Source organism: Aquimarina litoralis, from assembly GCF_019295435.1.
Taxonomy (GTDB): Bacteria; Bacteroidota; Bacteroidia; order Flavobacteriales; family Flavobacteriaceae; genus Aquimarina; species Aquimarina litoralis_A.
Map to the genome: position 1 here is coordinate 99099 of NZ_WEKL01000014.1, position 12366 is coordinate 111464.

Genomic DNA, 12366 nt, shown 5'->3' on the forward strand with positions numbered 1-12366 from the left:
AACTATTTCTTTGTTAAAATGAAATTCAGTGATACCGAGATATCATCTGCAATTTTTTTACTAACAATGCTTGGGATTTTGATGTCGAAATCTTCAGGTTTTGTAATAAATGTTGACGAAATAGAAATAGTATTACCTTCTTGGGTTAGTTCACCTTTTGTTTGGATTTCTTTTGATTTTCCATGTAATGAAAGTGTGCCTTTTATAGTATATTCTTTTTGAATATTATCTTTATCAAAGTTTACTAAGACACCTTTAAAAGTTGCTTTGGGGTAGTCATCAGATTCAATGTAATTTTCATTAAAATGCTCTTCCATCAGGGCATTTTTGAATCTAAAACCTTTTATCAAGGCTAATGCAGCAATTTCACCATTATCAGTATTTAAAATTGCAGTTACTGTGGAATTTTTTGCTTTTACTTCTTCAAAAGAGGGAACGGAAGCTTCGAAACTGATAGTACCTTTTTTAGTTATGTATTTCCCTTGAGAAAAAACAATACCGGAAATTAAAAAAAGTAAAAGAAATAATATCTTTTTCATACGTATAAATTTTAGTAATTGATTAGTAATAAATTAATTATAAAATAGAAAAGGTATGGGCTACTGGGCTCTCTAACTTTTCATATCAGTAGTATGAATTCACCTTTATTCCTCTAACAAACCATCTGTATTCCATTGTAAAATAACATCAATAGTAGTTTGAGGTAATCTAGGGCCTCCTGCTGGCATTAGAAAACTAATATCTTCAGAAGATACTCTATCTAATAATCCTCTGTTATCCACAGCTTCTTTTACTTGAGCAAAAGTTAATAATGGCATTGGAGCAAAATTAACAGGAGGATCATTATGACAGGCAATACAATTACTATCAATAATGGATTTTACATTGGCATCATAAGTAACTAAAGTAACTGGAGGCGTTACATCTACCAAATCATCTTCACTATCATTTTCACAACTTACAAGGAAAAATAGTGTACCAATAGCGAAGAGTTTAAGAAAATGTATTTTCATATATGACTTTTTACGTTTGACTTTAGACGGTAGAAATTAGATCAAATTTCATTCATATGCAAAAATAAGTTTCATTAGGTGGATAATTTTCATACTTTTAAAACAACTTAAACTCGAGAATTGGAAATGAAAAAGCTCATAATAGTTATCGTCATTTTAATCATTGGAGGAGTTGTAGGATACAAATATATCTACCAATCTCATAGAAATATCCAGGAAGAGGAAGCTGCATTTAATATAGAAGCTACTAGTTTGGTTAAAGAATTTTCGGAAGATGCCGATCTGGCCTCAAAAAAATATTTAAATAAAACCATTATTGTTAAAGGAAAACTTACAGAGATTGAAGCTAATTCTTTAATGCTAGCAGATGCAGCCTATTGCACTTTTGATGTAAATCATAACATTTCTGATGCTGATCTAAATTCTGAATACGCTATAAAAGGTAGATGTATTGGTTATGATGAACTCTTAGAAGTTGTAAAATTGGATCAAGCATCCATAATTAAATAGTAAAAAACTACGTATTCTTATCTTAAAAATCATTTTAATGAAAAAACTCATTTTAATTTTACTCATATTTCCTTATCTATTAATAGCACAAGATGATCTTTTGAATGAACTAGAATCGGATGTTCAGGAAGATAATAATGTTACTTCAACATTTAAGGGACTAAAAATTGTTAATTTTGAATCTACCAAATTAGTCAATAAACGAAACTTGTTTTTTATAGTAGCGCATCGTTTTGGTAGTGTAGAGAATGGAATTGATGACTTTTTTGGATTAGATCAAGCGGTTACTCAACTTAAATTTATTTACGGTATATCAGATGCTGTAAATATTGGAATTGCCCGTAGTTCATTTCAAAAAACATATGGAGGTCATATAAAATATAGATTGTTTCGACAAAAGAAAAATGGTTTTCCGGTTACAATAGTTGGATATAATTTGTTGACCATAAATACCGGATTAGAAAAGGATCAATTACCTAAACTTGAGTTTAATAATCGATTATCATATGTTTCACAGGTTTTAGTAGCTAGAAAATTTGGAAAAAGATTATCATTAGAATTAGCACCTTCTTATCTTCATGAAAATTTTGTAAGATTTGATGATCAAGATAATTCTCAGTTTATTATGGGTATTGGAGGTCGATATAAATTAACAAAACGATTTAGTTTAAATGTAGATTATGGATATCATGTAAACAGAAGTAGCACTTCAGCATTTAAAAATCCGTTATCAATAGGTGTGGATATAGAAACTGGAGGTCATGTATTTCAACTGCATTTCACTAATGCACAACCAATGTTTGAAAATGGTTTTTTGGGGCAGGCTTCTGGAGATTGGGGTGATGGAGATTTCTTTTTTGGATTTAACTTAAGTAGAGTTTTTGATCTTTAATTATTGAAAAGCGTAATTGATGATTTAGATTTCTGTGATTACAAAATCAGCGAATAGTAGTTCTTCGTCTCTAAGATCATGTGAATGCTTAAGACTTCTGTAGATTCCCCATTTAGGTCTAATGAAATCTGCGTTTGTTTTCCACATTCTTAAAGTATTACTGGTATACTCTAGTATTTTAGCGCCGGTTTTTAAGTTTTTAATTACTATAGAAAATTTGGCTTTTCCTTTTTCTTCATAGGTAACAGTTTCTGTAACATCTACCCAGTGACCTCTAAATTTATCCAATGCTACAGTTGTTAGTGTATTTTGATCTAAACCAGAAGAATACCTTAACTCTAAACGATCTAAACTTGCTTTTCGAGCAGTAAGTGTTACAAGTGGCATATCCTTGTCAAGGCCACCAACGGCTTTTAACTGATGTAGATGCGTGAATTTTTTAGAAGGTTGAAAATTCTTATCCAATTTAAATTTCCATTTATATTCTACAGTTTCTCCTAATACACCTTTAAGATTATCAGGTGAGGATTTGTAGCTTTTAATTTCATTACGTTGTCTATCAAATTTTTTACAACGATCATTATCTTCTTTGACATGAATAACAAACTTGAATACATGTTTTTGTAATTCTTGACTAAAAACTTCGCTTATATGAGTATCAGGAAAACTAGAATGGTTATCACAATCACCTTTCTTTTGCCCTGGTGCCTCAATAGGATTATAACCAGGTGCAAGCTTAGAGGTAATGAGCTCGTATGTATTTCCCGGACCATCTGCGCTAAGAGAGACTTGTGTATAAGAAAAGCTAGATATCAAAAAGGAAAATAATAGTATCAACAGTTTCATAGAATTCTATTTTGTTAATTCATTTTAACAATTTTTTTTATTGAAAAGGAATTCGTCTGTTTATTGACTAATTTGATAAAATACAATCCGTTAGAAAGATTAGCTGTAGCTAATTTGTTATCTGCTTTTAACGTACGTACTTTTTGGATTACTTTGCCTGATTCATCAATAATTAGTACTTCATAATCTTCTATGTTTTCTAAAAAATTAATGTTCAGGGATGCATTTACAGGATTCGGAAATACATCAAATAGTTTTATTCCTGATATAGAAGGTGTTGATAAAGTGGGGTTTTCAGTTACAGAGAAGTTGGCGTATAGCACTTCTTCATCTCTTAAATCAGAAGGTGAATTTAAACTTCTATAAATTCCCCATTTTGGTCTTATAAAATCTGCGTTTGTTTTCCACATTCTTAGGTTGGATGAAGCATAATTTAATATTTCGGTGCCAGTATTTACGTTGGTCATAATGATATGATACATCGCATTTCCAATTTCGCCATATGTTACAGTTTCAACAACTTCAACCCAATTTCCTTTTAATAATGAAAGATTTATTGTGGTAAGCGTAGATTGTGAGGTAGTAGGAGCATATCTTAATTCTAATCTATCTTCACTTCCTTTTCTGGCAGTTAAAGTAATTAACGGTTGACTCTCTTCTGCTGAATCTGCACCAACAGATTTTAATTGATGAAAATGCGTAAAACTTCCAGATGGTTGAAAATTTGCGTCTATTTTGAATTTCCATTTGTACTGCACGGTTTCTCCCAATACTCCTTTTAGATTATCTGGAGAAGGAGCATATGTTTTTATTTCATTACGTTGTCTATCTGTTGTGTTGCATTTGTCTCGATCAATATCTTCATCTACATGAAGAATAAATCTAAAAACATTAATACCTAAGTCCGCATCAAATATTTCGTCGATATGACGATTCCCATCTGTACCATTATATGTGGAATGATTATCGCATGTACTACCGGTAACTCCAGGAGCCTCTATAACGTTTCCGCTTGTGGGAGCAAAAACGCTATTAATAAGTTCATAAGTGTTTCCTGGCCCATTAGCATCTAATGTTACTTGAGCTGCTGTATTAAAACATATAATTAGAACAAAAAAAATAGCTAAGCGGTGCATAAGTTACAATGTTTAAATTATGGCTTTTAATAAGATATCCTTGCAAGAATATGCAAGGATATCAAAAAGTAATAAACTCAAATTAAAATCAAACTTTGATGATCGTATGTTACTTTTTCACAATTGCCTTAGTGATTTTGGCACCATCTCCATAGATATTCAGATAGTATAATCCCGTAGTAAATTGTGTTAAGTCTACGACGTCTAAATTTTCTTTTTTATCTAATAAAATTTTCCCTGTTACATCAATAACTTCTAACGACTGAACAATATCGTTTTTAGAATTTATGTTAATAATGTTGTTTGTAGGATTTGGATAAAAAGAGATATCATTCGTTAATTCTTGTTCTGTTACCGATAATGTTGCAGCTGTTGGATTTAAAGCTCCATATATTTCACTAGGGATAATATAGCCAGCAAATTCAGCTGGCGATACGCGAGCTGTGTTACCAGAGAATTCCCAATTAGGTCCTGTTCCGTCAAAAGAAGCTGCTATCCAATCAGATGCTGCAAAACCTGTAGATGATCCTTGTCTACCCCAAAAATGTACATTACTACCTGTGTTTTCTAGTACTGTAGCTCCAGTATCCGTAAAGATACTAGCAGAGTTTTCAGCTAAATCTCTAACAACGATAATTTGACCATATCCGAATTCACCATTATCACCAGAATCAATTAAATCGTCTTCATCTAAGAAACTCACTGAATCATAACGTGTCCACATAGTATGGTCACCTGTTGCATCTATGATACCATCATTGTTGGCATCGATATCGATACCGCTTGGATCACTTGGAGCTTGGATTAGCATATAAGTAGCACTCCAGTCTTCAAAATTTCCATCGTAACCAATATCCGGTGCGAAAGAAGAAACATTGCTGCTAGATGATCCCGTAACGTCATTTCCTACAAGTTCGATAGTTACAATTGTAGTTCCTGCTGCAATTACGCTTGAGTATGGATTGGTAGTAACCACACTTGTATTTTCATCCGTATAATTAGCGACAATTGATAAAAAACCATTGGAACCAAAAGTTCTTGTACCATCTCCTAATTGAATAACTTCACCAACTTCTCCATAGTCATCTCTAGATGCTTCACCATCACCTTCTACATTAATAAGATATAGATCAGTTGGTATTACAGCATTTGGTGTACCTCTAAGTTCAATATATTCATTGGTTAGATCTGGACCATTTGGACTTAAGATAAGTTTATTGATGTATATGCCAGAGCCTGATGGAATTTGAGAAAATCCAAGGGTAAAGGTTAGCATCATACAGATAAGTAATGAATTTTTCATAATTATTTCATTTATATAATTGGTGAGACATTTTATTTGGTCAACCAAATTGGTTAACCAAATATATAGAATATTTTTATTTAAGACAATTTTTGTGAAAAATTATTTTATTTATTTGTTTTTGTGATAATTTGATATTTGATAAGATGTTTTTATTACAATATCAAAATAGTGGTTAGTGGTTGTTATTTCTTAAGCTCTCCACGATGTTTATAGAGTTTTTGGTAAGCTCAGTGATTTTTGTGTAATCAAGATTTCCATCCTTGTCTTTTACAATTAGTTTAGATCCCATGCCTACGCAATGCACTCCTGCATTGAACCAGTCTGTTAAATTTTGCTTTTCTGGAGTTACTCCACCACTAGGCATAATACTTGTCCAAGGACATGGTGCTTTAATACTCTTTACAAAATCAGCACCTCCAATTTGAGCTGCTGGGAATATTTTAACAATTTCAGCTCCTAATTCTTCTGCATAGTTTATTTCAGTAAGTGTTGCGCAACCTGGTAACCAGGCAATTTTTCTTCTATTACAGACTTTTGCTATTTCAGGATTTAAAATTGGTGAAACGATAAAGTTTGCTCCTTTTTGTATAAATAATGAAGCAGTACCAGGATCAACAATAGATCCAACTCCTAAAATCATTCCAGAAAGTTCTTCTTCTATCCATTTTGAAACTTCTGCAAAAATATCCTGAGCATGATCGCCTCTGTTTGTAAATTCAAAAACTCGGGCACCTCCATCATAACATGCTTTAATTACTTTTTTTACGATCTCAATATTTTTATGATAAAATAGAGGCACTATGCCCGTATTTTTCATTTCTTGCGCTACTTCGATTCTTGTATAAATTGCCATATTATCTTTTTATACGTCCTGATAAATTTCCTTCAATTATGTGTAAAACTTCAGCTTCAGTGACCAAATTTGCATCTCCTTCAATTGTATGTTTTAAAGCACAAGCTGCATTAGCAAACTGTAAAGCTTTTTTATTGTCATAGTATAGAAGTCCGTGAATTAATCCTGCGGCATAAGCATCACCTGTTCCAATTCTATCAATAACATGAGTAATTTCTAATTCATTAGTTTCATAAAACTCTGTACCATTCCACATCCGCGCCTTAATTTTATGCCAACTTGCATTTACCGAAACTCTTGTTTTATCGAATACACCTTTGATGTTTGGATAATTTTGAATGAGAAGTTTACTAGCTTCAATAAAATCATCATTTTCAAAAGAGAAATCAGTATCTAATAATTCATTAATCTCATTTGGTCCTCCAATAAAAATATTGGATAGCGATACTAATTGATTTAAAGTATCTTTTGCGTCATGACCGTAATTCCATAAACCACTTCGATATGCAGGATCTGCGGATATAGTAATTCCCTTGCTATGAGCAATTTCTATTCCCTGTTTTAATGCGGTAAATGCATTTAAGGATAGGGCAGGAGTAATACCTGTCCAATGAAACCAGTTACAGTTTTCAAATGCTTGTTCCCAATTGATAGTATTAGGTTCAATATGACAAAAAGCAGAATTAGAACGGTTGTAAGCAATGGTACTTGATCTCATGACCGCACCAACCTCCAGAAAATAAATTCCTAGAGGATGACACGAGTCAATAATCAAACCAGTATCTACTCCCAGTTTCTGCAAGTAGCTCTTTGTTGCATCACCAACAAAATCGTTGGATACTGCGGTAATATGTTGGGTAATACTTCCTAATTGTGCTAAAGAAATAGCGACATTAGCTTCAGTTCCACCAAAGTAGTATTCTAATTGATTGGATTGCTTTAATTTTTTGTTCCCTAAAGGAGCTATACGCATTAAAATCTCTCCAAAGGTTACTACTTTTTTCATTTTATATTTTTCTATTATTATTAAATACCTAGTGCTTGTCCACCTCCAATTTGAATAGTCTCAGCAGTTATAAATCCAGCACTATCACTTGCTAAGAAAGAAACAACTGAAGCTACATCTTCTGGCTGTCCTAACCTTCCTAGCATGATATTGTTTGCCCAAGATTTAAAAACTTCAGGTTTAGTAGATTTAATTTGTTTATGGAAATCAGTGTCAATTGTACCAGGAGATACGGCATTAACTCTAATTCCATACTCAGCTAAATCTTTTGCCAATCCTCTTGTAATGGCGTGAACCGCAGCTTTAGAAGTTCCATAGATTCCTGCTCCTGGTCCTCCAGCAGTCCATCCAGCATTGGATGTATAATTGATGATTGAAGATCCTTCTGCTTTTTTAAGAAATGGGATGGCAGCTCTTGATGCAAAAAAAGTAGAATCAAGATTTAGTGCCATTACAAACCTATAAAACTCTGTTGTCATTTCTTCAAATCTAGATCTACCACCTAATCCACCAGCGTTATTTACTAGTACGTCTATTTTGCCATATTTCTCACCGATTGCTGTGATATTTGATGTAACAGCTTCTTCATTAGTCACATCAAATCCATAATATTCTGCGGTAATTCCTTGTGCTGTAAGTTCTTTAACTCTTTCAGCTCCTTTTTCATCTTCAATACCATTTAAAATCACGGTATATCCATCCTTACCTAGTCTTTCTGCAACTGCAAAACCTATTCCACCAGTTGCGCCTGTTACTACAGCAACTTTTTCTTTTAAACTCATTTTTTAAATTTTATTAATGTTGATTAATTTTTAATTCTGATTTTTTTAATTTTTAGCTCTTAGAGGTTGGATTTTTGGGCATAACCCCCAAACACTGCCTAATACAATGAGTGTCAAAACTGCTCCAACTATAAAAGCAGGTGTGTAATTTCCTCCTGCCGTTAGTGTAGATACTAATGCAGTAAGACCTACTCCAGCAAACTTTGCCGACATTCCTGATAAACCAGCTAGGGTTCCAACGGTCTTTTTACCGAATAAATCGCTAGGTAATGTTTGTATGTTACCGATCGCTGTTTGGAAACCAAAAAGAATTACAGCCATTATAATTACTGCATTTACAGGACTTCCAGGATCAGTTAAGAGGTAGAAGCAAGGGAGCATAATAATACACCCTAAAGTGATAACAAACTTTCTAGTTTTATTAATATTCCAACCTGATTTAATACGGTTTTGCGCTAGAAGACCTCCAAACCAGGCACCAATCATAGCTCCTACATAAGGTACCCATCCATAAATACCAACTGCTTTAACATCCATTCCATAAACTTCTGATAGATAAATTGGAATCCAGAATACGAATAACCACCAAATTGGATCGATCGCCGCTGAAGCAAAAATGACTCCCCAACTTTCTTTATGAGAAAGCATTTTACCAGTTTCCGGGTTATATTCATCTAGTTGATTTTCCTTTTCTGCTTGGTCTTCAGTAGTAGATTTAGATTTTTCAAGGATATAATTTCTCTCTTTTTCTGTTAACCATGGGTGTTTTCCTGGAGGCGCTTTCATAATTAACATCCATGGAATTAACCATAATAATCCCATAAGTCCAATGATTACGAATATCATTTGCCAACTAAAATTAATAGTCATAAAAGCAATAACAGGAATGGATATGATACCTCCAATGGCAGCTCCTGAGTTAAAGATTCCTTGTGCAAAAGCACGCTCCTTAGCAGGAAACCATTCTGCGTTTCCTTTGGCTGCGCCAGGCCAATTTCCGGCTTCTGCAACACCGAGAATAGATCTGAAAATTGAAAAGCTAAGAAAACCTTTTGCAAATGCATGTAAAGCAGTGGCTAAAGACCAAAAACCTATAGAAAGTGCAAAACCTAATCGTGTCCCTACTTTGTCAAAAATCTTTCCAAAAATAGCTTGACCAAAGGCATATGAAAATAGGAAAATTGAAGAGATCCATCCATAAATATCTTTTCGTTCATCTGTGGATTTATCTGGATATAGTTCTTCGGCGATATCTGGCCATAATACACTAAGTGATTGCCTATCTATATAATTAATTACGGTAGCTAATGCAATCAGTCCTATTACCCACCAACGTAATCCTTTAATCTTTTTCATTTAATTATTTCTTTTTGAAATCAATTTCTAAAAAGTCTTCACGTATTGGACTGAAAACATCTATCAGTACTCCTGCTTCCAGGCAAACGGCTCCGTGTGATACATTAGGAGGAATAAAAAATCCATCTCCTGCATTTAAGATCTTTTTCTCATCTCCAATAGTAACCTCAAAACTTCCTGATTCTACATAGGTGGTTTGTGAATGAAAATGATCATGGATATATCCAATTGCTCCCTTTTCAAAAGCTACTTTTACCATCATGATATTTACATCATATCCTATCATTTGACGGGTAATGCCTTCTGCAGCTTGCTCCCAGGGTTTGTCTTTTGTTACAAAAAATACTTCGCTTTTTATTTTTGAATAGCTCATTTTTAGTTGGTTTTTAGATTATAATTTCCTGTCCATTGAAATTCCTGATCATCAATGGTTATTGTATGTTTTTTGTGTGGATCGTGCTCTTGATTGACGATTGTTAGTGTATAGTTTTCGCCATTAGCGAACATCACTTTTACTACAGTATAAAATTCATCTGAAAATAGTAGTTGAATATGTTTTACACTCGAATGTGGATTTTGGACGGATTCCAGTTTGGGATCGAAGTTTCCATGAGGTTCAACCACGTTTACAAATACATGATCTTTTTTATCATTTTCTCTTAACATATACGAAGCATCATTTCTAAGATTGAATTCAGGATCATTTGCTCCTAACAGTGAAAACACCATTTTGCTATCTTTAGAAATAAGGCTTGAGATAGAGTAAAAGCGGTTCTTGTTAAGCCAAGTGAAGGTAGCTAGATTAGTATCACTTTTACCTTCAGCAAGTTTCCATAAATGCTGATATCCATTTTTTGTACCAAGTGGAGATAGTATACTTTCTTTTGTATACCCAAAATTGGTTTCCATTAAATGGCCTTGATACATGAAGTTGAGGTCGTACTGATGTTTTTTATCAGAAGCAATTCGATATACATCTAATACGAAAGGTGGTTGTTCTGAATTATTACCTTTTATTAAAGCAATGGTTCTTTGCATAGCAACATCTTCATAGGCATTTTCTTCTTTGGCACTAACAATTTGTATTTTCTCATCTCTAAGATTAGAAAATAATAATTGAGGACTTATTTTACTAGATGCTTTTACATTGGCATTAAATTGTGATGTTTCATCTACTGTAACTGTATTGTGAGCTATAGTTTGTTTTGCCCAAGTTTTATTTTCAGGTAAATATCGACCTCCTTGTTTGGATTCCACATTTAAAAATCTTGCCGCGCCATAATCTTGAAGAATTTCTTGCTTCCCATCATAAAGAAATAAAGAAAGTCGATCAAAATGTCCATGTCCCATTCCTTGAGATGCAAATTTAAATACTGATGTAAGCTTTTCATTATTTTGGAGATTAGGCATTCTTAGTAAAGCTAATCCGCCATCATTTCCATCCTTACCATCTGTAATTAGTAATGGCTTTTTTTCATATTCTTTAGCATCGAAATTCTGAAGTGCTTTCGCAACAGAAAGTCCTGCTCCAGATATACTTACTTTGTGATGTTCATAGGTAATGGGTAGTAGCGAACTATCTTTATAATAGGCGAAAGCAATATTGCTGGCGAATATCAATTCACTGGTTAAATAGTTTTTTTCTTTTAACGCATCGTTAAAAGGGAAAAAAGCTCCATTTTCGTCAGTAAGTTGCAATACTGTGGTTACCGCTTTGCCTAATAATTGATCTCGGTATTCGAAGATTTTAAGATCAGGTTGGTTACGTTGGATAGCTTGCCCGAAAAGCATAAAAGGCATCATAGCATATCGCTGATAATAAGGTCCTTCAGAATAATACCCTTCCGGAGAAAAAAGCATGTCTATTTGTTTAAGAAAACCGGTTTTCTTATCCTTATTACTACCGTATAAAGCACGGTCTACCATATCCTGATCTTTGAGAACATATCCCGTCATACCTACGCCCGCTACTGCCCAGGTTCCATGATTATGAATTTTATTAAAAGTTTTTTTAGAATCTACGCTTATAAATTCCACAACTTTTTTGAAGACATTATCTTCTATGATTTTTTTGTTTTCTGCTGAAATGCTACTATTCACCATACTGTAAGCTTGTATGGAATTTACCAACCAAACACTTTCATTTAACCCTTGCCAAAACAGCTTTCCTGCAGGATGATTTTCTTTTCTTTTTGGATGAAGAGGTAGTGTTGGGTATAGCGTTGCATAAGCAAGGAGCATGTTGGTTACAAACTCAGAATACTTAACATCACCGGTAATCATATAAGCAATTCCTGCTGCGTACATTTCTCCATAATTTCTTTTATGTTTTTCATGAGAATATCCACCGCCAGGATCCTGAGGGATAGGAACTTCTATTCCATTAGCTATTGCCTTGTCTGCTTTTGTTTTTTGTTCTTCAAATGAAGCTTTTAAAACTTCATTTGTGTTTAATAATTTTTTTATTTCACTGGCTTCAGAAATTGATAAAGAAAGCGTAGGGTTTTGACTTGTTACTTCTGTCTTTACTTCATCCTTTGTATCTGTTATTGCTTTTTCTTTACAGCTAAAGCTTAGAATACATAGGGTTAGGGTTAGACAAAGGATGTCTAACCTTAACCGTATTATATGTGAAGGTGGTAGGATCATTTAAGCAATTATGATGT

13 protein-coding genes are annotated in these 12366 nt (G+C 33.4%); 2 read left to right on the top strand and 11 right to left on the bottom strand.

Going from position 1 to position 12366, the window contains the following annotated elements; translation table 11 throughout:
- Nucleotides 1-2: 2 nt before the first annotated feature.
- Entirely contained in the window at nt 3-539 is a 537-nt protein-coding gene (locus GBO31_RS09755) for a YceI family protein (RefSeq protein WP_219008148.1), read from the bottom strand.
- Nucleotides 540-644: 105 nt separating this feature from the next.
- On the bottom strand, nt 645-1013 hold the full coding sequence (locus tag GBO31_RS09760) for a hypothetical protein (RefSeq protein ID WP_219008149.1): 369 nt from the start codon (nt 1011-1013) through the stop codon (nt 645-647).
- Nucleotides 1014-1139: 126 nt separating this feature from the next.
- Here GBO31_RS09760 and GBO31_RS09765 point away from each other — a divergent pair, with 126 nt between their 5' ends.
- Nucleotides 1140-1523, top strand: coding sequence for an OB-fold protein (locus GBO31_RS09765; RefSeq protein WP_219008150.1), 384 nt, complete (start codon nt 1140-1142; stop codon nt 1521-1523).
- Nucleotides 1524-1560: 37 nt separating this feature from the next.
- On the top strand, nt 1561-2415 hold the full coding sequence (locus GBO31_RS09770; protein ID WP_219008151.1) for a DUF5777 family beta-barrel protein: 855 nt from the start codon (nt 1561-1563) through the stop codon (nt 2413-2415).
- Nucleotides 2416-2439: 24 nt separating this feature from the next.
- Here the strand turns inward: GBO31_RS09770 and GBO31_RS09775 are convergent, their stop codons facing one another.
- The 9 genes from GBO31_RS09775 to GBO31_RS09815 all read right to left on the bottom strand — a co-directional run bounded on the left by GBO31_RS09775 (nt 2440) and on the right by GBO31_RS09815 (nt 12349).
- On the bottom strand, nt 2440-3261 hold the full coding sequence (locus GBO31_RS09775) for a polysaccharide lyase (RefSeq protein WP_219008152.1): 822 nt from the start codon (nt 3259-3261) through the stop codon (nt 2440-2442).
- 14 nt (nt 3262-3275) lie between these two features.
- Entirely contained in the window at nt 3276-4397 is a 1122-nt protein-coding gene (locus tag GBO31_RS09780) for a T9SS type A sorting domain-containing protein (RefSeq protein ID WP_219008153.1), read from the bottom strand.
- A 109-nt stretch (nt 4398-4506) separates the two neighbouring features.
- Nucleotides 4507-5700: a T9SS type A sorting domain-containing protein gene (locus GBO31_RS09785; protein ID WP_219008154.1), complete on the bottom strand. Its 1194-nt coding sequence runs from the start codon at nt 5698-5700 to the stop codon at nt 4507-4509.
- Between the two features lie 175 nt (nt 5701-5875).
- The gene (locus tag GBO31_RS09790) at nt 5876-6556 is read right to left on the bottom strand and encodes a bifunctional 4-hydroxy-2-oxoglutarate aldolase/2-dehydro-3-deoxy-phosphogluconate aldolase (RefSeq protein ID WP_219008155.1); all 681 of its coding nucleotides are present in this window, start codon (nt 6554-6556) and stop codon (nt 5876-5878) included.
- Nucleotide 6557: 1 nt separating this feature from the next.
- Nucleotides 6558-7562 carry a sugar kinase gene (locus tag GBO31_RS09795; protein ID WP_219008156.1) on the bottom strand — a complete coding sequence of 335 codons (1005 nt, stop codon included), beginning with the start codon at nt 7560-7562 and terminating at the stop codon, nt 6558-6560.
- A 20-nt stretch (nt 7563-7582) separates the two neighbouring features.
- Complete coding sequence (locus tag GBO31_RS09800; protein WP_219008157.1) at nt 7583-8344, bottom strand: SDR family NAD(P)-dependent oxidoreductase; 762 nt, start codon at nt 8342-8344, stop codon at nt 7583-7585.
- A gap of 45 nt (nt 8345-8389) precedes the next feature.
- The gene (locus GBO31_RS09805) at nt 8390-9700 is read right to left on the bottom strand and encodes an MFS transporter (protein ID WP_219008158.1); all 1311 of its coding nucleotides are present in this window, start codon (nt 9698-9700) and stop codon (nt 8390-8392) included.
- 4 nt (nt 9701-9704) lie between these two features.
- Entirely contained in the window at nt 9705-10073 is a 369-nt protein-coding gene (locus GBO31_RS09810; RefSeq protein ID WP_219008159.1) for a cupin domain-containing protein, read from the bottom strand.
- A 2-nt stretch (nt 10074-10075) separates the two neighbouring features.
- Complete coding sequence (locus tag GBO31_RS09815; RefSeq protein WP_219008160.1) at nt 10076-12349, bottom strand: heparinase II/III domain-containing protein; 2274 nt, start codon at nt 12347-12349, stop codon at nt 10076-10078.
- Between the last annotated feature and the right edge of the window lie 17 nt (nt 12350-12366).

What these genes read in the sequence shown, in the direction of transcription:
- GBO31_RS09780 (WP_219008153.1), bottom strand. Translation starts at nt 4,397, where the DNA reads ATGCACCGCTTAGCTATTTTTTTTGTTCTAATTATATGTTTTAATACA.
- GBO31_RS09800 (WP_219008157.1), bottom strand. Translation starts at nt 8,344, where the DNA reads ATGAGTTTAAAAGAAAAAGTTGCTGTAGTAACAGGCGCAACTGGTGGA.
- GBO31_RS09755 (WP_219008148.1), bottom strand. Translation starts at nt 539, where the DNA reads ATGAAAAAGATATTATTTCTTTTACTTTTTTTAATTTCCGGTATTGTT.
- GBO31_RS09765 (WP_219008150.1), top strand. Translation starts at nt 1,140, where the DNA reads ATGAAAAAGCTCATAATAGTTATCGTCATTTTAATCATTGGAGGAGTT.
- GBO31_RS09785 (WP_219008154.1), bottom strand. Translation starts at nt 5,700, where the DNA reads ATGAAAAATTCATTACTTATCTGTATGATGCTAACCTTTACCCTTGGA.
- GBO31_RS09805 (WP_219008158.1), bottom strand. Translation starts at nt 9,700, where the DNA reads ATGAAAAAGATTAAAGGATTACGTTGGTGGGTAATAGGACTGATTGCA.
- GBO31_RS09810 (WP_219008159.1), bottom strand. Translation starts at nt 10,073, where the DNA reads ATGAGCTATTCAAAAATAAAAAGCGAAGTATTTTTTGTAACAAAAGAC.
- GBO31_RS09815 (WP_219008160.1), bottom strand. Translation starts at nt 12,349, where the DNA reads ATGATCCTACCACCTTCACATATAATACGGTTAAGGTTAGACATCCTT.
- GBO31_RS09795 (WP_219008156.1), bottom strand. Translation starts at nt 7,562, where the DNA reads ATGAAAAAAGTAGTAACCTTTGGAGAGATTTTAATGCGTATAGCTCCT.
- GBO31_RS09790 (WP_219008155.1), bottom strand. Translation starts at nt 6,556, where the DNA reads ATGGCAATTTATACAAGAATCGAAGTAGCGCAAGAAATGAAAAATACG.
- GBO31_RS09770 (WP_219008151.1), top strand. Translation starts at nt 1,561, where the DNA reads ATGAAAAAACTCATTTTAATTTTACTCATATTTCCTTATCTATTAATA.
- GBO31_RS09775 (WP_219008152.1), bottom strand. Translation starts at nt 3,261, where the DNA reads ATGAAACTGTTGATACTATTATTTTCCTTTTTGATATCTAGCTTTTCT.
- GBO31_RS09760 (WP_219008149.1), bottom strand. Translation starts at nt 1,013, where the DNA reads ATGAAAATACATTTTCTTAAACTCTTCGCTATTGGTACACTATTTTTC.